This is a genomic window from Microbacterium testaceum, from assembly GCF_006539145.1.
In the GTDB taxonomy this organism is placed as follows: Bacteria; Actinomycetota; Actinomycetes; order Actinomycetales; family Microbacteriaceae; genus Microbacterium; species Microbacterium testaceum.
On record NZ_BJML01000007.1, the window covers coordinates 83,782 to 105,733 of the forward strand.

General features: G+C 69.5%; 25 protein-coding genes. 18 read left to right on the plus strand and 7 right to left on the minus strand.

What is annotated here, in order from left to right; all coding sequences use genetic code 11:
- Nucleotides 1-62: 62 nt before the first annotated feature.
- Nucleotides 63-494, plus strand: coding sequence for a tRNA adenosine(34) deaminase TadA (tadA, locus tag MTE01_RS11235; protein ID WP_141377713.1), 432 nt, complete (start codon nucleotides 63-65; stop codon nucleotides 492-494).
- Nucleotides 495-498: 4 nt separating this feature from the next.
- Here the strand turns inward: tadA and MTE01_RS11240 are convergent, their stop codons facing one another.
- Together MTE01_RS11240 and MTE01_RS11245 are read right to left on the minus strand one after the other, a co-directional pair.
- Nucleotides 499-1,428, minus strand: coding sequence for an LLM class F420-dependent oxidoreductase (locus tag MTE01_RS11240; protein ID WP_141377546.1), 930 nt, complete (start codon nucleotides 1,426-1,428; stop codon nucleotides 499-501).
- Nucleotides 1,429-1,459: 31 nt separating this feature from the next.
- Nucleotides 1,460-2,572 (minus strand): alpha/beta hydrolase, encoded by a 1,113-nt coding sequence (locus tag MTE01_RS11245; RefSeq protein ID WP_103205844.1) that lies wholly within the window; start codon nucleotides 2,570-2,572, stop codon nucleotides 1,460-1,462.
- A 122-nt stretch (nucleotides 2,573-2,694) separates the two neighbouring features.
- On the opposite strand from MTE01_RS11245, the gene proC reads away from it, so the two are divergent.
- Nucleotides 2,695-3,540, plus strand: coding sequence for a pyrroline-5-carboxylate reductase (gene proC / locus MTE01_RS11250; protein ID WP_116239298.1), 846 nt, complete (start codon nucleotides 2,695-2,697; stop codon nucleotides 3,538-3,540).
- 2 nt (nucleotides 3,541-3,542) lie between these two features.
- A complete protein-coding gene (locus tag MTE01_RS11255) occupies nucleotides 3,543-3,830 on the plus strand; it encodes a DUF1905 domain-containing protein (RefSeq protein WP_103205846.1) in 288 nt (95 codons plus the stop codon).
- 16 nt (nucleotides 3,831-3,846) lie between these two features.
- On the opposite strand, the gene MTE01_RS11260 is transcribed toward MTE01_RS11255, so the two are convergent.
- Together MTE01_RS11260 and MTE01_RS11265 are read right to left on the minus strand one after the other, a co-directional pair.
- Nucleotides 3,847-4,518, minus strand: a complete 672-nt coding sequence (locus tag MTE01_RS11260; RefSeq protein WP_056224009.1) for a potassium channel family protein — start codon at nucleotides 4,516-4,518, stop codon at nucleotides 3,847-3,849.
- Entirely contained in the window at nucleotides 4,511-5,953 is a 1,443-nt protein-coding gene (locus MTE01_RS11265; RefSeq protein WP_141377548.1) for a TrkH family potassium uptake protein, read from the minus strand. The genes MTE01_RS11260 and MTE01_RS11265 overlap by 8 nt, the downstream gene beginning before the upstream one ends.
- A 68-nt stretch (nucleotides 5,954-6,021) precedes the next feature.
- Between MTE01_RS11265 and MTE01_RS11270 the strand changes: the two genes are divergently transcribed.
- From MTE01_RS11270 to MTE01_RS11305, 8 genes are all read left to right on the plus strand, one after another.
- Nucleotides 6,022-6,417 carry an ArsR/SmtB family transcription factor gene (locus MTE01_RS11270; protein ID WP_141377550.1) on the plus strand — a complete coding sequence of 132 codons (396 nt, stop codon included), beginning with the start codon at nucleotides 6,022-6,024 and terminating at the stop codon, nucleotides 6,415-6,417.
- A gap of 139 nt (nucleotides 6,418-6,556) precedes the next feature.
- A complete protein-coding gene (locus MTE01_RS11275) occupies nucleotides 6,557-6,748 on the plus strand; it encodes a helix-turn-helix domain-containing protein (protein ID WP_103205849.1) in 192 nt (63 codons plus the stop codon).
- 82 nt (nucleotides 6,749-6,830) lie between these two features.
- Nucleotides 6,831-6,929: a 30S ribosomal protein bS22 gene (locus tag MTE01_RS11280; RefSeq protein WP_003792170.1), complete on the plus strand. Its 99-nt coding sequence runs from the start codon at nucleotides 6,831-6,833 to the stop codon at nucleotides 6,927-6,929.
- Between the two features lie 82 nt (nucleotides 6,930-7,011).
- Nucleotides 7,012-7,305: a rhodanese-like domain-containing protein gene (locus tag MTE01_RS11285; protein ID WP_103205850.1), complete on the plus strand. Its 294-nt coding sequence runs from the start codon at nucleotides 7,012-7,014 to the stop codon at nucleotides 7,303-7,305.
- A gap of 66 nt (nucleotides 7,306-7,371) precedes the next feature.
- Nucleotides 7,372-7,650 carry a glutaredoxin family protein gene (locus tag MTE01_RS11290; protein WP_103205851.1) on the plus strand — a complete coding sequence of 93 codons (279 nt, stop codon included), beginning with the start codon at nucleotides 7,372-7,374 and terminating at the stop codon, nucleotides 7,648-7,650.
- Complete coding sequence (locus tag MTE01_RS11295) at nucleotides 7,647-7,949, plus strand: Dabb family protein (protein ID WP_103205852.1); 303 nt, start codon at nucleotides 7,647-7,649, stop codon at nucleotides 7,947-7,949. The genes MTE01_RS11290 and MTE01_RS11295 overlap by 4 nt, the downstream gene beginning before the upstream one ends.
- Before the next feature lie 109 nt (nucleotides 7,950-8,058).
- Nucleotides 8,059-9,831 (plus strand): S53 family peptidase, encoded by a 1,773-nt coding sequence (locus MTE01_RS11300; protein ID WP_141377552.1) that lies wholly within the window; start codon nucleotides 8,059-8,061, stop codon nucleotides 9,829-9,831.
- Nucleotides 9,828-11,822, plus strand: a complete 1,995-nt coding sequence (locus tag MTE01_RS11305) for a hypothetical protein (protein WP_141377554.1) — start codon at nucleotides 9,828-9,830, stop codon at nucleotides 11,820-11,822. The genes MTE01_RS11300 and MTE01_RS11305 overlap by 4 nt, the downstream gene beginning before the upstream one ends.
- Before the next feature lie 38 nt (nucleotides 11,823-11,860).
- On the opposite strand, the gene MTE01_RS11310 is transcribed toward MTE01_RS11305, so the two are convergent.
- Both MTE01_RS11310 and aspS read right to left on the minus strand, forming a co-directional pair.
- The gene (locus MTE01_RS11310; protein ID WP_103205855.1) at nucleotides 11,861-12,925 is read right to left on the minus strand and encodes an ATP-binding cassette domain-containing protein; all 1,065 of its coding nucleotides are present in this window, start codon (nucleotides 12,923-12,925) and stop codon (nucleotides 11,861-11,863) included.
- Nucleotides 12,926-12,999: 74 nt separating this feature from the next.
- The gene (gene aspS, locus MTE01_RS11315) at nucleotides 13,000-14,337 is read right to left on the minus strand and encodes an aspartate--tRNA(Asn) ligase (RefSeq protein WP_141377556.1); all 1,338 of its coding nucleotides are present in this window, start codon (nucleotides 14,335-14,337) and stop codon (nucleotides 13,000-13,002) included.
- Between the two features lie 59 nt (nucleotides 14,338-14,396).
- On the opposite strand from aspS, the gene MTE01_RS11320 reads away from it, so the two are divergent.
- From MTE01_RS11320 to ccsB, 7 genes are all read left to right on the plus strand, one after another.
- Nucleotides 14,397-14,786 carry a DUF6264 family protein gene (locus tag MTE01_RS11320; protein ID WP_103205856.1) on the plus strand — a complete coding sequence of 130 codons (390 nt, stop codon included), beginning with the start codon at nucleotides 14,397-14,399 and terminating at the stop codon, nucleotides 14,784-14,786.
- Nucleotides 14,787-14,886: 100 nt separating this feature from the next.
- Complete coding sequence (locus MTE01_RS11325) at nucleotides 14,887-15,612, plus strand: DedA family protein (RefSeq protein WP_174799687.1); 726 nt, start codon at nucleotides 14,887-14,889, stop codon at nucleotides 15,610-15,612.
- Between the two features lie 85 nt (nucleotides 15,613-15,697).
- The gene (locus MTE01_RS11330; RefSeq protein ID WP_103205857.1) at nucleotides 15,698-16,342 is read left to right on the plus strand and encodes a histidine phosphatase family protein; all 645 of its coding nucleotides are present in this window, start codon (nucleotides 15,698-15,700) and stop codon (nucleotides 16,340-16,342) included.
- Entirely contained in the window at nucleotides 16,342-16,947 is a 606-nt protein-coding gene (locus MTE01_RS11335; RefSeq protein WP_103205858.1) for a TlpA family protein disulfide reductase, read from the plus strand. The genes MTE01_RS11330 and MTE01_RS11335 overlap by 1 nt, the downstream gene beginning before the upstream one ends.
- Nucleotides 16,944-17,693, plus strand: coding sequence for a cytochrome c biogenesis CcdA family protein (locus MTE01_RS11340; RefSeq protein ID WP_141377558.1), 750 nt, complete (start codon nucleotides 16,944-16,946; stop codon nucleotides 17,691-17,693). Before MTE01_RS11335 ends, MTE01_RS11340 begins: the two co-directional genes overlap by 4 nt.
- On the plus strand, nucleotides 17,674-19,389 hold the full coding sequence (resB, locus tag MTE01_RS11345; RefSeq protein ID WP_103205860.1) for a cytochrome c biogenesis protein ResB: 1,716 nt from the start codon (nucleotides 17,674-17,676) through the stop codon (nucleotides 19,387-19,389). The genes MTE01_RS11340 and resB overlap by 20 nt, the downstream gene beginning before the upstream one ends.
- A gap of 4 nt (nucleotides 19,390-19,393) precedes the next feature.
- Nucleotides 19,394-20,401 carry a c-type cytochrome biogenesis protein CcsB gene (ccsB, locus tag MTE01_RS11350; RefSeq protein ID WP_103205861.1) on the plus strand — a complete coding sequence of 336 codons (1,008 nt, stop codon included), beginning with the start codon at nucleotides 19,394-19,396 and terminating at the stop codon, nucleotides 20,399-20,401.
- A 354-nt stretch (nucleotides 20,402-20,755) separates the two neighbouring features.
- Here ccsB and MTE01_RS11355 read toward each other — a convergent pair whose 3' ends face one another.
- Nucleotides 20,756-21,658, minus strand: coding sequence for an endonuclease domain-containing protein (locus tag MTE01_RS11355; protein WP_141377560.1), 903 nt, complete (start codon nucleotides 21,656-21,658; stop codon nucleotides 20,756-20,758).
- Nucleotides 21,659-21,952 lie beyond the last annotated feature (294 nt).

The following is a 21,952-nucleotide window of genomic DNA, read 5'->3' on the forward strand; positions in this document are numbered from 1 at the left end:
GCACGCCACCGCCCCCGATTTCCGGAGTCCCCGTGACGCCCACCACCGTCGACCTCGCCGCGATGCGGCGGGCGTTCGAACTCGCCGACGTCGCCGCTGCCGGCGGGGACGTTCCGGTGGGCGCCGTCGTCGTCGACGCCACCGGTCGCATCATCGGCGAGGGACGCAACCTCCGCGAGGTGACGGGGGACCCCACCGCACACGCCGAGGTCGTGGCGTTGCGCGAGGCCGCCCGCCACCTGGGCTCGTGGCACCTGACCGACTCCACGCTGGTCGTCACCCTCGAGCCGTGCGTGATGTGCGCGGGGGCGATCCTCCAGGCACGCATCGGGCGTGTCGTCTTCGGATCGTGGGATGCCAAGGCAGGGGCCGCAGGGTCTCTTTACGATGTCCTGCGTGATCGGCGTCTTCCTCACCGCGTCGAGGTGGTCGGCGGCGTCGAGGAGGATCGGGCCGCCGCGCAGCTCCGGGCGTTCTTCGAGGATCGCCGCTGATCGCTCAGCGCGGGAGCAGGGGAAGGACCTCGCCCCCGATCTGATCGGCATGATCCACGTCGCGCAGGTCCATGAGCTGGAAGTACACCCGCTCGGCGCCGAGGGCCCGCAGTCGTTCGACCTTCTCGGCGACCTGCTCGGGCGTGCCGATGATGTTCGCGCCGTCGTCGAACTGCTCGCGCGTGCGGCCGATCGCCTCGGCCCTGCGCGCGATCTGCGCGTCGTCCGACCCGACGATGGTCGGCAGGGCGACCGAGAGTTTGAGCGTCTGCGGGTCGCGGCCGACTGCCTCGCACGCGGCGCGCACGACCGCGAACTTCTCGGCCACGACGTCTTCCGCGACGAAACCGATGTTGTATTCCGTGGCGTATCTCGCGGCGAGAGCGGGGGTGCGCTTCGGTCCGCCGCCTCCCACGATCACGGGCACCGGCGATTGCACCGGCTTCGGCAGCGCCGGCGCTGCGTCGAGCGTGTAGTGCTTCCCGCGGAACGTGAAGGTCTCGGCATCCGGAGTCGACCAGAGACCCGTCACGACCTGGAGCTGCTCCTCGAGCAGGTCGAAGCGCTTCGCCGGGAAGGGGATGCCGTAGGCCGCGTGCTCGCGCTCGAACCAGCCGGTACCGAGGCCCAGCTCGACGCGTCCGCCCGACATGGCGTCGACCTGCGCGACCTGGATCGCGAGGATCGCCGGGAAGCGGTAGGTCACCGACGACACGAGCGTGCCCAGGCGGATGCGAGAGGTCTCGCGTGCGAGGCCGGCGAGGGTCGTCCACGCATCGGTAGGGCCGGGACGCGGGTCGCCGTCGCCCATGCGCAGGTAGTGGTCCGAGCGGAAGAAGCCGTCGAGGCCGTGCTGCTCCGCCGAACGCGCGAAGGCGAGCTGGTCGTCGTAGGAAAAGCCCTGCTGGGGCTCGGTGAACAGGCAGTACTCCACGGGGGCCTCCGGGGGCGGGATGGGGGAAGGGTCAGTCGGCGGAACGCAGAATGATCGCCTCGGTCGGCGGCGCCGGGTCGGCGGGCCGACCGACGTAGCCGATGTGCGTCAGCAGCGCCTGGCGGAACTGCGCCGGTCGCTCGAGGTGCACGGAGTGCCCGGCTCCCTCGACGGACACCTCGGTGACCTCACCGCCCTTCTCGGCGTAAGCGGCGAGCACATCCCGCGTCTGCGAGACCATGGGCTGCGCGGGGGCGACGTCGGCGCCGGGCCAGTCGGGAACCACCCCGAGCGCACCCAGGTGATTGACGTCCGAGAACGACGCGTCCGACACGATCGCGTCGGCGGTGCCGTGGATCCACAGGATCGGGGGCTTGTCGGCGAGGTCCACGATTCCCGAGACATCGAAGTAGGTCGGGGCAAGCGCGTTGAGCACACCGGTCGTGCCGGGGGCGAAGCCCGGCCAGGTCGAGGTGGCGATGGAATCGCCCGGGTAATTGCCGGTGGCCGTCGAGGTCGACAGCATCGCCTCGACCCACACGTCCTCGTGCTCGCTCTGGTAGCCCGCGGCGACGTAGCCCGAGCGGAAGACGGAGCGCGGCGAGGTCGGGGCCTCAGCGGTCGTGTCGTGGTCGATGAGTCTCTGGATGAAGTCGGGGTTCGCGGCCCCCGCTCCGGTACCCGCGCCCTCGTCGTTCAGGCGCGAACCGTCGCGCCGCGTGCCGCCGAAGCCGTAGGGCGATACGGGTGACTGCAGCGTGAGAGAGAGAACGGGGTGATCGAGCGCGTACTGCTGCACGACGGCACCGCCCATCGACCAGCCGACGAGGTGAGCGGCCGGGATGCCGAGGGCCTCGAGCGTCGCGTGCAGATCGTCGCTGAAGTCGCGCACGCCGCGGGTGGCGTCGATCGGGCTGTGCTCGGTCCGACCGAAGCCGCGTAGGTCGACGGCGAGGACGCGGAGTTCGCTCGGCAGGTCCTGCATGATCTCCTGCCAGAACAGCGAGGACGCGACGTGACCGTGCACGAAGACGACCGTGTGCTCGGGAGAGGTGGCGGGGCTGTCGCCGACGCGCTCGAGCACGTTCACCCCCAGCCGGTCGGTCTCGACCAGGCGGGCGGTGATGCCGTCGAAGAGAGTCATCGCTAGTCCTCCGTGTCGCTCGCCGGTGCTCCGGCACACCGTTTTCCGACTCTAACGCGCGCCCCCATCAGTCGCACTCAGACTTGCCCCGCCGGCCGAGCCCGGTTCGTAGACTGGCTCGCATGACGGATGCCACGACCTCGCTGCCCCCGATCGCGATCCTCGGAGCCGGTTCCATGGGAGGCGCGATCCTCCACGGCCTCGTCGCGTCCGGCCTCGCCGGGGGAGGGGTGACGGCGACCAACCGTTCGATCGCGAAGGCCGCTGAGCTCGCCGACCTCGACGGGGTGACCAGCGTCGCTCTCGAGGTGAATCCGGCGGGCAACACCGATGCGGTGGCCGCCGCCGACATCGTGCTCGTGGGTGTCAAGCCCGCCATGGTGCCCGACCTGCTCGACGAGATCGCCCCGCACCTGCGACCCGGTGCGATCGTGGTGAGCCTCGCCGCGGGCGTCACCCTCGACACGTTCGCCGCGCACCTCGGCGAGGGCGTCGCCACGCTGCGTTCCATGCCCAACACCCCCTCGCTCGTCGGCAAGGGCGTCACCGGTCTCGCCGCGGGGTCCGCCGCGACCGCCGATGACGTCGCCCTGGTCCGAGCGCTCTTCGAGACCGTGGGGTCGGTCCTGGAAATCCCCGAGTCGCAGATCGACGCCCTCTCGACCATCTCGGGCTCCGGCCCCGCCTATGTCTTCCTCCTGGTCGAGGAGTTCACGCGGGCGGCCGTGCGGATGGGCTTCGATGACGATCAGGCGCGTCTGCTCGCGGAGCAGACCTTCATCGGGGCGACCGCGCTCCTGGCATCCGCCGATGTGGATCCCGCCGAACTCCGACGCCGTGTCACCAGCCCGAAGGGCACCACCGAGCGCGCCGTGGCCGTCTTGCAGGATGCCCGCCTCGACGACACGTTCACCACCGCCGCCCACGCCGCCCTCGCCCGGGCGAAGGAGCTCGCCGAGGGGAACTGACCATGCGCCTGCGGTTCACCGGGACGATCTGGTACTGGCGCGGCCCCGCGCCGTTCCACTTCGTCTCGGTGCCCGAGGCCGAGGCCGCGATGATCGCCGAGGTCGCCGCGGTCGTGACGTACGGGTGGGGGATGATCCCGGCCTCCGTGACGATCGGCCGTACGACCACGACCACCTCGCTCTGGCCGAAGGACGGCGGTTACGTCGTTCCGGTGAAGAAAGCGCTCCAGGATGCCGAGGGCCTCTGCGTCGACGACGAGGTCGAGGTCACGCTCGACATCGACGCCTGAGTGCGGCGCCGGGCGCTCAGCGGTCGAGCGAGGCGAACCGCTCGATGTCGGAGTTCGTCCCCGACACGATGATGAGGTCGTGGTTGGTGACGACCGTGTTGGCCTCGGCGTAGCGGAACGGCCGGCCGGGACTCTTCACGCCCACCACCGTCACGTTGTACTTCGACCGCACGCCGGACTCGTTGAGTCCCACCCCGCGCACGAGCTTGGGTGGGTACATCTTGGCGAGCACGAAGTCGTCGTCGAAACGGATGAAGTCGAGCATGCGGCCGCTGACCAGGTGGGCCACACGCTCGCCGGCCTCGGCCTCGGGGTAGATGACGTGGTTGGCGCCGACGCGGGCGAGGATCTTGCCGTGCGACTGCGAGACGGCCTTCGCCCAGATCTGCGGCACCTTGAGGTCGACGAGGTTGGCGGTGATGAGCACGGAGGCCTCGATGAGCGAGCCCACGGCCACGACCGCGACCTGGAAGTCCTGGGCGCCGATCTGGCGCAGGGCATCGATGTTGCGGGCGTCCGCCTGGACGGCGTGCGTGACGCGTTCCGACCACTTCTGCACGAGCTCGAGATTTCCGTCGACGGCCAGGACCTCGCGATCGAGACGGTCGAGCTCCCCGGCGCAGGCGGCGCCGAAGCGGCCGAGCCCGATCACCAGGACGGGCGCGTCACTGCGGATGCGTTCAACCAACGATGGGCCTTTCCACGGGGAGCGCGTACAGCTGCGACCGGGACGACGCAGCCACTGCCGCAGCGAGTGTCACTGTACCAATGCGCCCCATGAACATCGTGGCCGCCATCACGTACTTCGCGGCTTCGGGGAGCTCGGCGGTGAGGCCCGTCGACAGGCCGACGGTCGCGAACGCCGAGACCACGTCGAACAGAACGTGCTCGATGGGGGCGTCGGTGATGCGGCTGATCGTGACGGTCGAAAGGGCGACGATCGTCGCGCCCCACGCGACGACCGAGAGGGCGACGCGCTGGACGTCGCTGGGGATACGGCGACCGAACGCCTGGACCGACGGGCGCCCCTTCGCCTCGGAGAACACCGCGAGGGCGAGCACGGCGAGCGTCGTGACCTTGATGCCGCCCGCGGTGGAGGCGGAACCGCCCCCGACGAACATCAGCATCGAGCCCACGATGAGGGTCGCGCCGTTGAGATCGCCGATGTTGATCACGCTGAACCCGCCGGAGCGCGTCATGGCGGAGAGGAAGAACGCCTGGAACGTGGTGTCCCACGCATCCATGCTCCCGAATGTGAGGGGGTTGTCGTATTCCAGCAGCAGAATGACCCCGGCTCCGGCGAAGAACAGGATCACCGTCGTGATGATCGTGAGCTTCGCGTGCAGGGACCACAGGCGGAAACGCCAATAGTGCCGCCACAGTGTGAAGATCACCGGGAAACCGATGGATCCCAGGAACACGCCCGCCATCAGCACCGAGAGGAGGAAGTAGTCCTGCGCGAAGGGCGTCAGCCCGTCGGGATTCGGGACGAATCCCGTATTCGTGAACGCCATCGCCGCGTAGTACGGAGCCTCCCACAGAGCCACGAAGGGATTGATCCCCCCGATCACCAGCGAGGGGTAGATGAGGACGGTGAGTCCCGCTTCGATCACGAGCGTCGACAGCGCCACCGTGCGAAGAAGCTGGCCGACCTCGCCGAGGCGTACGGTCTGACCCTCGTTGACCGGACCGCCGTGGACCCGGAGGGGGTTGCTGTCGCCCGCGGCGATGAGCTTGGCGCGCAGCCCCAGCCGCTTCGAGATGACCAGGCCGAGGATCGAAGCGAGGGTCAGGACACCCAGCGCGCCGACGTTGACGCCGATATAGGTGATGACACGGCCCAGGGGCGAGAAGTCGGAGTACATGTTCAGCGTCGACAGTCCCGTGACGCAGATCGTAGACACCGCGGTGAACAGGGCGTCGGCGAAGGGGATGCGTTCACCGGTTGCGGACGCCGCGGGGAGCGAGAACAGCACGGTGAACAGCGCGATGAGCGTGACGAACACGAGCACCGCGAATCGCGCGGGTGAAGCGGTCGTCAGGTTGCGCAGACGATCCCATGCCTCGTAGGCGATGCGACGCAGCCGCGCAGCCCGTCGAGCCTCGTTCGGCGTCGCCGCCATGCGCCGCTCCCTTCGGTGCCCGAACCCGAATCATGGTACTCGGGCCGGGGCGCCGCTAATCTGATGCCATGGCGGACATCTTCGACGTGATCGCTGACGGAACGCGTCGCGACATCCTTCAGCTGCTCCTCGACCGGGCGACCGGCGGCGAACGCGGGACGAGTGTGTCGCAGATCGTCGCGGCCCTCGGTGTGAGTCAACCCACCGTCTCCAAGCACCTCAAGGTGCTGCGTGAGGCCGAGTTGGTATCCGTTCGCGAAGAAGGGCAGCATCGCTATTACAGCCTCACGGTCGCCCCGCTCGACGAGGTGGACGACTGGCTCGTGCCGTTCTTCTCGATCGACGAGGAGCACGAGCCGGCCCTCCCCGATTCCGCGATGCATGCCGCCGAAGTCGTGGGCCGCGCCGCCGCGTCGGTGAAGCACTCCTTCTCGACCGCGTTCCGCAAGCTCCCGGGGCGATGAGCCCCGCGGATGCCCGGAATCCCGGCATCCGTGAATCACATTCGTCACAGTGGGCCCATAGGTTTACAGCCGTCCCGGACAGACCCTAGAGTGTGGTCAGCATCAGGAGGGTGAGTTCACCCGGAACGAGGGGTGAGCGATGGCCGAGCTGCCGGACGTGCGGTTCTTGACGGTCGCCGAGGTCGCAGAACTCATGCGCGTATCGAAGATGACGGTCTACCGTCTCGTGCACGCGGGGGAACTCCCCGCGGTTCGTTTCGGTCGCAGCTACCGAGTGCCCGAATCGGCCGTCGCCGATGCCGTGCAACGACCGGTGTCCGACGTCGGCTAGACTGATCCGAGGCTTTTTTTCAACGCCTGCTGTTCCCGGGGGCCGAAATCGGCACCCAGACCCCGACTTAGTGAGGTTTTCCGTGGGTTCTGTCATCAAGAAGCGCCGTAAGCGCATGGCGAAGAAGAAGCACCGCAAGCTGCTTCGTAAGACTCGTCACCAGCGCCGCAACAAGAAGTAAAGCGGCCACCACACCGAGCGCCTGTCCGATTCGCGACGGGCGCTTCGTGTATCCGGTCCCGTTCGTCTCTCCGGAGGTAAGCATGCAGTCCATCTCGGTCCACGACCTGCACGCGGGGCGTGAACGCCCCCTGATCGACGTGCGCGAGGAGCACGAGTTCGCCGCAGGTCACGTCCCCGGCGCCGTGAACCTCCCGATGTCGACCATCGGGGAGCACCTCGACGCGCTCCCCGGTGAGCCCTTCGACGTCATCTGCCAGGCCGGCGGGCGATCCGCGCGGGTCGTCGAAGCCCTCACTGCGCGCGGACACGACGCGACCAACGTCGAGGGTGGCACGGGCGAGTGGATCGCCTCGGGCTACGACGTCGAGTCCTGAGCCGCGAGCGGACACGCCCGTCGCGCACCGGGTCTCGCCCTTCCCCTGCCTTCTAGGATGGTCAGGGTGACGACTCTCACGCTGATCGGAAAGCCCGACTGCCATCTCTGCGACGTGGCGGAGCAGATCGTCGAGACGGTCGTCGGCGGGCTCCCCGAGGGTGCCGCCGACCGCGTCACGATCACGCAGGCCTCGATCGCCGACGACGCCGCCCTCTACGACAAGTGGTGGGAGAAGATCCCCGTCGTCCTCATCGACGGGGAGCTCCACGCGCACTGGCGCGTCTCGGCCGACCGTCTCCGCGCCGCCCTTCTCGCGGCAGACACCCAAGGAGCCTCCGCGTGAGCATCCGTCACATCGTCCTGTGGAAGCTCTCGGCCGACGACGCCGATACGCGTGCGCTGCACGCGGAACAGATCGCCGAGCGCCTGTTGGCTCTCGACGCGGTCATCGACGAGATCCAGCACATCGAGGTGGGGCGCAACGTCGTCAGCCCGCAGTCGAACTGGGACGTCGCTCTGGTCAGCGAGTTCGCCGACGTCGACGCGCTCGAGCGCTACCAGGTGCACCCCGCCCATCAGGAGGTCGCAGCCTTCGTGCGCTCCGTCGTGGCGGACAGGGCTTCAGTCGACTACCCGTTCTGAGCGGGAGGCCCCCTGCGGGGCCTCTTTCTTCGCCCGTTTGTGATAACGGTTCTCAATATCGATAAGCTCTCGATCGGTTCACCCGAGCCTCCGACCGAGAAAGCTGTCCATGCCCCCACGTCTCCGTCGTCGATCGACGACTTCCCTGGCCGCCCTGCTGCTCACAGCGGCGACCGTATCCACCGCCTGTAGCGCCCCGCCGGTCGCATCGCCCGGCTCCGTCGACGACCGTCGAGTGCTGACGGCAACCGCTCCGGGGTGGGCCTCCAGCGCCGCCGAGGTGTCGCTCGACGCGCGCCTGACGGCCACCGTGCTGCTCGCCGACTCGGCGACGGCAGCGGAGACGAGCGCGGCGCGTTCGTGGCTCGAGACCGCCGGAATCGACGTCATCCGAGAGCGCGAGAGTGTCCGAGCGCTCTCCGTGACCGGACCGGCATCAGCGTTCGCCTCGGCCTTCGACACCGCCTTCGGCGAGACGACCGTGGACGGTCGCGCGGCCGTCGCGCCCACGCGCGATCTGTCCGTCCCTCGCGAGGCCGGTGCCATCGAGTCCGTCGCCGGTCTCGTCGACACCGACGCGATGAGCCCCAGCACCGACGCCGCTCCCGTGCGCAGCGACGACTGCGCCGCGTACTGGGGGCAGACGCTCTCGTCGTCGTGGCCGTCGTCGGTCCAGGTCGAGCATCGCTCGAATGCACTGTGCGGGTACGGGCCCACGCAACTGCGCGCCATCCACCAGCTCCCGGCGGATGCACGCGGCGCGGGAGCGACCGTGGCGATCGTCGGAGTCTTCGACGACGACACGGTCGCCGCGAACACCGACGCGTACTTCGCGCGGGAGGGTCTGCCCACTCTCCGGGAGGGACAGTACACCCACCACGCTTCCGCGAACCCGGACGTCACCCGCTGCGGAGGCCCCTCGGCATGGACCGTCGAGCAGCATCTCGACGTCCAGGCGGTGCGCGCGATGGCGCCGGACGCCGACATCGTCTACTGGGGCGCCGACGACTGCCTCGCGGCGACGCTCTACCTGCGCGTTCTCGACGCCGTGGAAGCACCCGTCACCCCGAGCGTGGTCTCGCTCTCTTTCGGTGGTCCGGAGGAGCTCGACACCGATGCCGATCGAACTCTGCTGAACCGCGTCCTCGTCGAGGCCGCGTCTCGCGGTGTGTCCGTCTTCGCCTCGAGCGGCAACGACGGCGACTACTCCCTCGCCGGCGACCACCACGACGAGACCGACGTGGCCACCCCGGCCTCCAGCCCGTACGTCACCGCCGTGGGTGGAGCCAGCGTCGGGCTCGATGCCGACAACCGCATCGCCGTCGAGGCCGGGTGGGAGGTGCAGACCCGCTTCGCGCAGAACGGGGGCATCATCCCGCCGGGGTTCGTCTACGGTGCCGGGGGCGGGGAGTCGGCCTTCTACCCGCGCCCCAGCTGGCAGAGCGAACGCATCGCGCACTCCGGATCGGGGCGTCTCGTCCCCGACGTCGCCTCGCTCGCCGACCCCAACACGGGCTTCACCGTCGCGGTTCCCCGCAACGGAGCCGTGTCGTACGAAGCCCACGGCGGCACGAGCCTGGCAACGCCGATGGTGGCCAGCATGGTGGCGATCGCCAAGGCGCGCACGGGGGTGGACGTCGGCCTCGCCGCGCCCTTCCTCTACGCGCTGAGCGGGTCGAGCGCGATCCGCGACGTCGTTCCCGCTTCCGCCGGGACCTGGTACCGGCGTGACAAGAGCACCGGCCAACTGTGGCTCGAGACCCTGTACCTGTGGGACGCGCGCCCGCAATCCCTCCAATCCGCGACCGGGTGGGACCCGGTCACCGGTGTCGGCATCCCCACCGGAACCGCTTTCCTCGACCGATTCGGAGCAGAAAAGTGATCACGCGTCCTCGCACCGGACTCCTCACCCTCGTCTTCGGCGCGGTCGTGACGGCCGCGATCGTCGCGGGCGTCGTCCCCGCGAGCGGAGCGGCGACGATCGCCTCGACCTCCGCCTCCGGCATCCAGATGCTCGATGCCGACGGCGGGGCGCTCCAGCAACCGGCGCCCCTCAGCGAATGGACCGGCGGGGCGACCGTGGAGAACTCCCTCGCTCAGACCGGCGACGTGCTGAAGCTCAACACCACCCGCACGACCGGGGTGACCGCTCGAGCCGCCTCGGATGGGGCGCAGGCGACGATCGACAGCGGACTCTTCCAGTTGCGGGACCGCGTCCCGATCGCTTTCACCGGTCTTCGTGCCAGCTGCGGGACCGATGGAAGCACATCGGTGACGTTCGACACCCTGACCGTCGACGGCAAGAACGTCTTGAACACGTCGAAGCTGTCTGCGGGATACACGGTCGCACTGCCGACGTCCGCCACATGGGGGTCGACGCGGCTGATCGTCGGGGAACGCACCGTCGACCGTGGCCGGGCCCAGGTGACGGCCCTTCGGATCGAGGCCGAAGCCGGGTGGTCGGAGATCTGGCGCGTGCGTCTCGGTGTCGCGGTCTGCGCTCCTGCGGCCCTCGCATCTCCCGCCCTGGTCTCGGGAGTCACCGTCACGGCGCCGAGTGGAGCCGTCCTCATTCCGGGAGCTCCGCACCTGGATGCCGAGGGGTCGGTCTCCGCACAGGCGGTGAGCGGAACCGCACCGGCGTCGACGGCCTCCGACGTCTCGGTCGCACACGCGGCGGACGGATCGAGCGCGGTCTCGGTCGGATCGTTCCGTCAGGTGCCGGATACCTCGTCCGTGGGGGACTACATGTGGTCGGCCCTGCGCGTCTACGGTCTGCGTCTCAGCGTCGACAGCGATGGTTCGTCGCGCCTGACCTTCGCCGATACGGGGTCCGCGGTCTTCGTCAACGGCATCTGGATCAACACGGGAACCGACCTCTACACGGGCGTGGATGCCACGGGCTCGCCGCGCGTGCGCGTGCACCTGAACGAGCGCGTCGCACAGAGCGACGGCAGCGTGCTCATCACCGCGCTGCGCTACGAGGACCTCACCGGCGCCTACCCTGCGGTCAGCCTCGGTGTCGTGCGGTGGTCTCCCGCGGCGGCCGGGCCGACGCCCACTCCCGAGCCGACGACGACCACCGCGCCGCCCCTGCCGCGGCGATACGCTTTCGCGGTCGACGCCACGGGCCCCTCGGCCATTGCCCCGGCGTTCGTCGCGGCGCCCGGGGAGACGATGACCGCTCACGTCGCATCGACCGGCGCCGATGCGACGGCGGTGACCGACGGTTTCGCCGGGCAGATCGCGGTGCGGGGCATCGAAACCTCCAGCTCCGATACGGCTGCCTCGGTCGGGGTGGACGACCTCGTCCTGTACCCCGGGACGGCAATGGAGGTATCCCTGCGGGACGTGCGCCTCCGGGTCACCGCGGTCGGGACGACACTGACCACCGGGGGCGGAACGGTCGCCGGACAGACGGTTCCGGCGGGCGCGGTGGCGGCGGGGACCCGCTTCGCCGTGGCGGGGCGGACGGCGGTCGTCACGCTGAACGCGCAGGCGCTCGACGGGCAGGCGCAGACCGCTGTGGCGCTCCAAGTGGATGACCGTCGCGGCCTCGGTGCCCTCGTGCGCGTCGGCGTCGTCACGGCCGATGCTCCGCAGAACTCGTCGGATCCGGGGTCCGGGAGCCAGCCGGCACCGCAGCCTCGGCCCTCGGACGGCTCGTCTCCCGAGCAGTTGACGCCCGGCCCCATCGGCAAGGACGACGTCCGCGCCGTGGGCGGTGCCGCGGCATCGACGTCGACAGCGTTGGCGAAGACCGGCGCGGAAGTCTCGGCCGTTCCCGGGCTGATCATCGCGGGTGTTCTCGCGGCGGTCGGCGGCGGCGTCCTGATCGTCTTCACCCGACGCCGTCGCGCGGGACGCGGGTGAGGGAAGGGGCTCCGGGCGCGTCCCGGGGCCCTCTCCTGTCAGCCGATCGGCCGCACCGTCGCCGGCACGATCGCGAGGGCGAGGCGCACCGTGTCGCGGTCCTCGAGTCGCTGCTCGGGAGCATGCTCGACCACGACGCGGCTGCCGTCGCTCGTGAGGACCGTCGAGCGGCGGACGCTGCCCAGGAAGGTCGAGTCCTCGACCACTCCGTCGACACCGGGCGAGTCCGCCCCGACCAGCAGGACGTTCTCGGGGCGGACGACGACCTCGCAGTGACCGTCGTGCGCGGACTCCGCGAGGGGCAGCTCCTGGCCCCAGACCTCGACCGTGAGTCCCTCCACGATTCCGGGGACCGCGCTCACCGGTCCGAGGACCTCGGCGACCGCGGCGTCCGCGATGCGGGCGTAGACCTCGTCGGGGCGGCCCGCGGCCACGATGCGTCCCTCGTCCATGAGAACGAGGTGGTCGGCGACGGCCGCAGCCTCGGCGGTGTCGCGTGTCGCCCAGAGGGTCGTGACGCCGCGATCGCGCAGCTCGCGGACCAGCCGGTCGCGGGTCTCGGCGCGAGCGGTCGTGTGGAGCGCCGCGAGGGCGTCGTCGAGGACGAGGGCCTGCGGTCGTGCGGCCAGGGCACGCGCGAGAGCCCAGCGCTGTCGATCACCGTGCGAGAGGCGGCGCACGCTCTTGTCGGCGGGGTCGAGGCCCACGACATCGAGGAGCCGATCGGTCTCCGCCCGTGGGTCGTCGTCGCCGGCGTGCCGTGCCGCCGCCGAGATCGCCGCGCGCACGCGCCCGAAGCGAGCGACCGGCGTACGGTCGCGGACCTCCGCGATGCGGGGCGCTGCGGCGCCCGTGCGTCCCTCGACGATCACCGTGCCGGCATCCGCTCGCTCCACGCCACTCGCGACGCGGAGGAGGGTCGACGCTCCGCAGCCCGACGGGCCGACGAGGGCGACGATGGTCCCGGGCGCGACGTCGAGGTCGATGTCGCGCAGGATCGACACCCCGGCGCGCTCCCTGTGCACGCCCCGCAGGGCGATGGACCACCCCGACCGCGGCGCCTCCCCGAGAGGCGACGGATCCATGGGGGTGACGGCGACCATTCGCTCACGCTAGAAAGAGCGCATGACGCACGAACGCCCGGGCGGTGAACCCCGGGCGTCGCTCACTCGAACCTTTACGGGGCGAGACGGGTGGGGCCGCGGAAGAGGAAGGTGACCTCGCGGATCGACGACTCGCCCAGCATGAGCATGAGGATGCGCGCGAGGCCCATGCCGAAACCGCCGTGCGGCGGGGCTCCGAAGCGGAAGAAGTCGAGGTAGAAGTCGAGGTGCTCGGGGTCGAGACCTTTCTCCTTCGCCTGCTCGATCAGGATGTCGACGCGGTGCTCGCGCTGCGCGCCCGTCGTGATCTCGACGCCGTTGAACAGCAGGTCGTACGACTTGGTCAGCCCGGTCTCCTCGTCGCGCATGTGGTAGAACGCACGGATCTCGGGGTGGTAGTCGGTGATGAAGACGAAGGGGTGGCCGTACGTCTCGCGGACATGAGCGGCGATCTGACGCTCCCCCTCGGGGTCGAGGTCGCCGTCTGTACGGGGGATGTCGTAGCCGCGGGCCGCGACGATCTCTCGAGCCTCGGCCAACGGGATGCGCGGGAAGGGCACCGCAGGAACCTCGACCTCGACGCCGAACAGCTCGCGGATCTCGTCGCCGTGCTTGTCGGCGACGGCCTGGAACGCCGTGCGGAGCAGTTCCTCCTGCATGCGCGCGACGTCTTCGTGCGAGTCGATCCAGCTGATCTCGGCGTCGATCGAGGTGAACTCGGTCGCGTGACGGCTGGTGAACGAGGGGTCGGCGCGGAAGGCGGGCGCGATCTCGAAGATCTTTCCGAAGCCGGCGACCTGGGCCATCTGCTTGAAGAACTGCGGGCTCTGCGCGAGGTAGGCGGTCTTGTCTTCGAAGTAGGGCACCTCGAACAGCTCGGCGTTGGACTCCGAGGGGGATGCCATGAGCTTGGGGGAGTGCACCTCGATGTAGTCGCGCTCCACCCAGTACGTGCGCATGGCGTGCTCGAGGGTCGTCTGCACGCGGAAGATGAGGTTGTTGCGGCGCTGACGCAGGTCGATGAAGCGCCAGTCCATGCGCTTGTCGGGGCTGCTGTCGCTGGCGATCGGGGTCTCGGGGTTCGCGGCGGCCGCGATCTCGAGCTCGCCGACCTTGATCTCGACGCCGCCGAGCTTGACGCGCTCGTCGTGCTTGAGTTCGCCGCGAACGGTCAGGAACGTGCCGGTCGCGAGGGTGCCGATCGTCTCGGTCAACGCGAGGGCGGCGGCATCCTGCTCCGTCTCTTCGGAGGGGCGGGTCGCCGGGTTGACCAGCTGCACGGCGCCGGTCTCGTCGCGGAGGACGACGAACTGCACCTTCTTCTGATCGCGCACGGTTTCGACCCATCCCGACACCTCGACGGGGCCGGCGGGGAGGGATTTCAGCTGGTTGACCAGGACGCGTTCGCTCACGATCGACCAGTCTACGTGCGCGGTCCGCACGACACCGGGCGCGAACCTACGATGGGGGCGTGACCTTCTCGATGCCGCCCGAGTCGTTCCGGACACTGCGCCCGGAACCGACGGTGCGCAGGTCGCGCGGATGGGATGTCGCCCTCACCATCGTGCTGCTCGTACTGCTCCCGCTCCTGGCGCTCGCCGCCTCGTACGCGGGGGTGCTCCTCGCGTACGCCTCGGACGCGTGCGTCTCGACGACCTGCAACACCGGGCTGATGAACATCGGCTTCTGGACCGCGGTGGTCTCGCCCTGGGGGGTGCTCCTGATCGGGGTGATCGTCGCCATCGTCCGACTCGTGCGTCATCGCCTCGCCTTCTGGGTGCCGCTGGTCACGGTCGTCGCCATCGTCGCGGTGTGGTTCGTCGCCGCTGCCCTCGTGGGCGCGGGGGTCTCGGCATCCTGATCCGTTCGGGGGCAACCCCCAGGGAGGGCGGGGGTGCGCGACCTAACCTGAGAGCGGGCGCCCGCACCGGGCGGCCGATCACCGAGCGCGAAGGCACCCGATGACCGACACCACCGTCTCTCTCGTCCCGCTGCGGTCGACGTCCGGATCCGGGGAGGGACAGTCCTGGCTGACGTCCCTCGCGGACTGGACGGTCTCGCTCATGGAGATCATCGGCCCTGTCGGTGCCGGGGTCGCGATCGCCCTCGAGAACCTGTTCCCGCCTCTGCCCAGCGAGGTCGTGCTCCCCATGGCGGGGCTCACCGCCAGCCGCGGATCGTTCACGCTGTTCGAGGCGCTGCTGTGGACGACGATCGGATCGGTCGTCGGCGCCTTCATGCTGTACGGCCTCGGGCGCTGGCTCGGGGCCGCGCGACTTCGCGCGTTCGCGTCGAAGATGCCGCTGCTGCATCCCGAAGACGTCGACCGCACCGTCGCGTGGTTCGAGCGGCACGGGGGCAAGGCGGTGTTCTTCGGGCGGATGATCCCGATTTTCCGGAGCCTCATCTCGATCCCCGCCGGGGTCTCGAAGATGCCGCTGTGGCGCTTCGGTCTGCTCACCGGCGCGGGAAGTCTCATCTGGAACACGATCTTCGTGCTCTCGGGCTTCCTGCTGGGCGAGAACTGGCACATCGTCGAGGAGTACGCCTCGATCCTGCAGTACGTGGTCATCGCCGTCGTCGCCATCGGTGTCGCTTGGTTCCTGTACTCCCGCGTCCGCTCCCTGCTGGCCTCGAAGCGCGAGGGCGATCGCGATGGGTCCGCACCCGCGCCGCGCGACGCCTGAAAGTCGTCCCGCGGGTTATCTCCACGTCGAGGCAACCGGCATCCGGACTCAGTCAGACCACAGAACCCGCCCGTAGACTGGCGCCGTGCCCGCCGACCGCCTTCATCTCGTGCGCCACGGAGAGGTCCACAACCCCCGTCGCGTGCTCTACGGTCGGCTCCCCGGATTCGGCCTCAGCGTAGACGGGCGCCGGATGGCGCGTCAGGCGGCCGAGTACGTGAAGGGCCTCGACCGCCCGGTCGAAGCCCTCGTGGTCTCGCCCCTCCAGCGCACCCGCGAGTCGGCCGAGCCCTTCGAAGAGCTCTTCGACATCGAGCCGTACATCGACGACCGGGTCATCGAGCCCACCAACGTCTTCGAGGGGCGGCGCATGAAGCAGGCCCTCGCCAACCCCCTCAACTGGCGGCACCTGAGCCGCCCGTCCGTGCCCAGCTGGGGCGAGCCGTACGAGCGCATCGTCGCCCGGATGACCTCCGCGATGACCGACGCCTGGGACCGCGTCCCCTCGGGCGATGTGGTCGTCGTGTCGCATCAACTCCCGATCTGGGTGACGCACCTCGCCCTGTCCCACCAACCCACCCGCCACGACCCCCGCAAGCGCCGCTGCGCGTTGTCGAGCGTGACGAGCTTCGAACGGCGAGACGGCGCCGACGGCTCGACGCGCTGGGTCGAGGTGGCGTACGCCGAGCCGGCGAGCACCGCCGGAGCCGTCGATGTAGGAGCCGTCTGATGCGCAGATTCCTCACCGCCGCGGGGTCGATCGCCGCCGCGGTCGCTCTCGTCGTGGGTCTGTCCGCGTGCGCGGAAGACCCGCTCGCCGCGCAGTACCGCGAGGGTGACAACAAGGGCTACATCGCCGCCAACGGTTTCCAGACCACCGAGATCCCTCCCGAGAACCGCGGCGACCCCGTCGAATTCACGGGCTCTCTCGACAACGGCTCCGCCGTCTCGAGCGCCGACTTCGCCGGCAAGGTGCTCGTCGTCAACTTCTGGTACGCCACCTGCGGCCCGTGCATCATCGAGGCCCCGCGCCTCGAGCAGGCGTATCAGACGTTCCAGGGCCAGGACGTCGCCTTCCTCGGCATCAACACGTACGACCAGCCGGCCACCGCCCTGTCGTTCGCCCGCGATCACGGGGTGTCGTACTCCAGCGCCATGGCCGTGGGGGACGCGCAGCTCAAGCTCGCCTTCACCGACGCGGCACCCCTGAACGCCACCCCCACGACCCTCGTGCTCGACAAGCAGGGCCGCGTCGCCGCGCGTATCGTCGGCGAGCTGCCCGAGGCCTCGATCCTCGAGTCGATCGTGCGCACGCTGGTCGCGGAGAACGCGTGAGCCCGGGCGCCCTCGTCTTCGACGGGGCGCTGTGGATCGCCGTTCCCATCGCCCTGGCCGCCGGCCTCATCTCCTTCCTCTCGCCCTGCGTGCTCCCGCTCGTGCCGGGGTACCTCGGCTACATCAGCGGTGCCGTGGCGCCGCGCGGGGGTTCGGCATCCGCCTCCGGCAAGGGCCGCCTGCTCGGCGGGACCCTGTTGTTCATCGCCGGGTTCACCCTCGTGTTCATGGCGATCAACGTGCTCGGGGGAGCGCTCGGTCGCTTCTTCGTCGAGTACGCCGACGTGATCACCCGTGTCATGGGCGTCGTCATCATCCTCATGGGGCTGGTGTTCATCGGTCTCTTCGGCCTCGCGCAGCGCTCGATCCGGATGCAGTCGCGCAGCAACCTCGGCCTCATCGGCGCCCCGCTCCTCGGCATCGCCCTCGGCATCGGGTGGACGCCCTGCATCGGGCCCACGCTCACCGCGATCCTGTCGGTGTCGTACAACCTGGGCGACCCCGGCCGGGCCGCGCTCCTGGGATTGGCGTACTCGCTGGGTCTCGGCATCCCGTTCCTGCTCCTCGCCCTCGGATTCGGATGGGCGACGAAGTCGGTGGCGTTCGTCCGCACGCACATCCGCGTGGTCAACCTCATCGGAGGAGCGCTGCTCATCGTGCTCGGCCTGCTGATGGTGACCGGGTTCTGGGGCCAGTGGATGTCGACCCTGCAGGGGGTGATCGGCAATGTCCAGCTCCCGCTCTGATCGTTCCGACCGAGGTAACACCGTGACCGACCCGCTGCGTCCCTCCGACCACGCCGACTCGACCTCCGACGAGGTCACGCAGCCGCGCCTCGGGGTCGTGGGCTGGCTTCGCTGGGGCTGGCGCCAGCTGACGTCGATGCGCACCGCTCTGGTGCTGCTGCTACTGCTCGCCATCGCGGCCGTTCCCGGTTCGCTCGTGCCCCAGCGCACCGCCGACCCCAACGGCGTTACACAGTACTTCACCGACAACCCCGATCTCGCACCGGTGCTCGACAAGCTCAGCCTCTTCGACGTGTACAGCTCGCCGTGGTTCTCGGCGATCTACCTCCTGCTGTTCATCTCGCTCATCGGTTGCGTGCTGCCGCGCACCAAGCACCACTGGAAGGCTCTGCGCTCGCAGCCTCCGCGCACCCCCGCTCGACTGTCGCGACTGGACGACCACCGCACCCGCACGATCCAGGTCGACGCGGACACGGATGCCGTGGCCGCGGCCGCCGTGGAGAGCGCGGCCGCCCAGCTGCGCAAGAGCGGCTATCGCGTGGCGCGTTACGACTCCCGGGGCAGCTTCTCGGTGTCGGCCGAGCGCGGCTACCTGCGTGAGACCGGCAACCTGCTGTTCCACGGGGCTCTGGTCGGTGTCCTCATCGCGGTGGGCGTCGGCGGCGGCTTCACCTACACCGGTCAGCGCGTGCTCGTGGAAGGACAGGCGTTCAGCAACAGCCTGCTCGACTACTCCTCGTTCAATCCCGGTCGATTCGTCGGGGGTGACACCCTGACGCCGTACTCGATGACCCTCGACAAGTTCGACGTCACCTACGTCCCGCCCGGACAGCCCGGCTCGGGGCAGGCCGGCAACTTCGTCGCGCACGTGACGACCCAGACACCCGGAGGCGATGCGCAGGACGGCGAAGTGCGGGTCAACCACCCCCTCGATGTGCAGGGCGACCGCGTCTACCTGCTCGGCAACGGGTACGCCCCGACCGTCACGATCCGCGACGCCGACGGCAAAGAGGTGTTCCACGACTCGGTCGCGTTCCTGCCCCAGGACGCCAACATGACCTCGCTCGGCGTCATCAAGGTCGCCGACGGGCTTCCGCAGCAGCTCGGCCTGCTCGGGTTCTTCTATCCGACGATGGACGTGCTCGATTCGGGTGCTCTGACATCGACCTACGGCGCCCTCGAGTACCCGACGCTCACGCTTCGCGTGTACGAGGGCGATCTCGGCATCGACGACGGTACGCCGCGGTCGGTCTACACGCTCGACCCGTCGAAGATGACGCAGATCGCGGGCGGCGACAGCGGCAACCCCGCGATCCAGCTGATGCCGGGGCAGACCGAAGACCTGCCGAACGGACTCGGCACCATCACCTTCGAGAACGAGGCCCCTCCCGGAGCCGTCGGCTACGAGCAGTCGGTCAAGCGCTTCGCGTCGCTGTCGATCCACCGCGACCTCGCCGGTCCCTGGGTTCTGGGCTTCGCGCTTCTCGCCCTGTTCGGTCTGCTCGCGGCCCTCTTCGTGCCGCGCCGGCGCATGTGGGTCAAGGCGACTCCGCGGGACGGCAGCGTCGAGATCGAATACGCGGGCCTGGCCCGCGGCGAAGACCCTACTCTCGCCGCAGCCGTCGATCAGCTCGCCGACAAGCACGGCGCGACCCTTCCCTCCCAGAGCCACCCCGACACCGGAAAAGTAGACTGACACCATGCCCGGAACCGACCCGCTTCTCCTCGACGAGATCTCCCTCCTCCTGGTGTGGACGGCGGTCGCCATCTACGTGCTGGCGTTCATCGCCTACGCCATCGATCTCGCCCGTCGTTCAGACCTCGCGCTGAAGGCGAAAGACCAGATCGTCGCTCGAGAGCTGGTGACCGCGGGCGGCGGGGGAGTGATCTCGTCGGGCTCCGGGGCTCCGGCATCCGCTTCGTCGGCGAAGCCCCGCTACCTCTGGGCGCGACTCGGCACGGTCCTGACCGCGCTCGGCTTCGTCTTCCACCTCGTCGCGACGGTGCTGCGTGGAGTCGCGGCTGGACGCGTGCCGTGGTCGAACATGTACGAGTTCGCCCTGACCGGTCTGCTGTTGATCATCGCGGTCTACCTCGTGGTGCTGACGCGCTACGACCTGCGCTTCCTCGGTTCGCTCATGACCGGTCTGGCCGTGCTGCTGCTGGGTGGGGCGACCCTCGCTTTCCACGTCGAGGTCGTGCCCCTGGCCGACCCGCTGAAGTCGGTGTGGCTGGTCGTGCACGTGTTCGTCGCCAGCCTCGCGACGGCCCTGTTTGCGCTCGCGTTCGGGTTGTCGGTCGTGCAGCTCATCCAGACGCGCCGCGAGCGCAAGCTGCTCGACGGTCCCACGGATGCCGAGACCAAGCGCAGCTTCCTGCGCACCGTCCCGAACGCCGAGGCGCTGGAGTCGTTGGCGTACCGCTTCGCCATCGTCGGCTTCATCTTCTGGACCTTCACCCTCATCGCCGGCTCCATCTGGGCGAACGACGCGTGGGGCCGCTTCTGGGGCTTCGATACGAAGGAAGTCTGGACCTTCGTCATCTGGGTGCTCTACGCCGGATACATTCACGCCCGCGCGACGCGCGGCTGGCGCGGCACCCGCTCCGCCTGGCTGTCGATCATCGGCTTCACCGCGGTGCTGTTCAACTTCACGATCGTCAACGTGTTCTTCAAGGGCCTGCACGCCTACAGCGGCCTGACCACCTGACGCGGGCTGCTCCCCCGGGGCGTGGCGTGGGCGGTGTTCGTGTGCGTAGTGCCCGGGTGTGTGGTGGCCCGTGCTCGTGATGCCGTGCGCGTGGCGTCCCGAGCGGGTGATGTGTGTGCGGGTTGTGCGCGGGCGCGTGGCGGCCCGGGCGCGTGATGTCCTGACAACTCCGTCGGCGCCCTGGGTGGCTCTGTCCTTGTGATGAGTGTCCAAAACACCCGGACGATTTTCGGATCCGTCCGGGTGTTTTGGACACTCATCGTGGGTTCGTGGGTTCGTGGGTTCGTGGGTTCGTGGGTTCGTGGGTTCGTGGGTTCGTGGGTTCGTGGGTTCGTGGGTTCGTCCGGGGGACGCTCACCCGACGACGGGGGAGCCCGGCCAGCCGCGTGATTGCAGAGCCTTCCGCGTCGGTTCGACGACGCGGCCTCGGGGCTCGCGAAGGTGGTGGTCGAGCACGCGGATGAGCACCCAGCCCTGTCCGGCGATGGCCGGCCACCGGTCGGCATCCCGACGGAACTGCTCGAGGTCAGCGTGCTGGCGCCCGTCGTACTCCACGGCTACCCGGTAGTCGGGGTAGGCCAGATCGAGGCGGGCGACGAAGCGCCCGGCGGCGTCGCGGAGTACCCAATTGAGCTCGGGTTCGGGCAGACCTGCGCGCACGAGCACGAGACGGACGGCTGACTCGCGAGGCGACTCGGCTCCCGCCCGCAGGAACGGCACCGCCGCCGCGAGCGCTTTCGCGCCGCGACGGCGTGGGCGCTCGGATGCTTCGACGAGGTCTGCGCGATCCGCGAGACCGGCTGTCAGGATCGCATCGCCCACGGCGACGAGGTCGTCCTCGCCGAGCGTGCTGGCGAGCTGCGCCCACGTCTCCGAGGGACTCGCAACGGGTAGGCCGTGGCGTAGCGTCAGCTGGTCGGGGGACATCTCGAGTCGGTGCCCGATGACGCCGCGCGTACGCGGCTCACGTCCGGGTGGCATCGCCGAGACGTGAAGGTGCTGCGGTACAGGGCCGGGCAGCGGCAAGCCCCAGAGAAGCGCCGCCGTCTGATGGCTGAAGAACTGCGCGGCGGTGAGCCTGGGCTCGTAGGCGCGGCATCGATCGGCGGTGGTGTGAAGGTGGACCGAGGTGCGCGTTCCGTGGAACGGTGAGCGCAGATCCATCGCCGTCAGCCGGTCGCGCGGCACCCCGAGCCGCTTCGCCTCGCGCACAGTGAAGGACGTCCCGAGTTCTTCGGGGAGTTGTCGGCGTTGCACGCACCTACTTCAGCGCGTCGCGATGCGAGCCCGCGCGCGTCGTGACGCCCGTTGTGGAGAGGCGCGGAAGCGTGAACACGGGGGAGGAGCCGCCTCGCGAACTGCTCGCGCGGCATCTGGGCCCGCGCGCACCTTGAGTGTCCAAAACACCCGGACGATTTTCGAATCCGTTCGGGTGTCTTGGACACTCAACGGGGCGGACCGCGGGGCGCGGACCGCGGACCGCGGACCGCGGGGCGCCGGACGGCGCGGGGCGCGGGGCGCGGGACGCGGGGCACGCGAGACGCGGGGCGC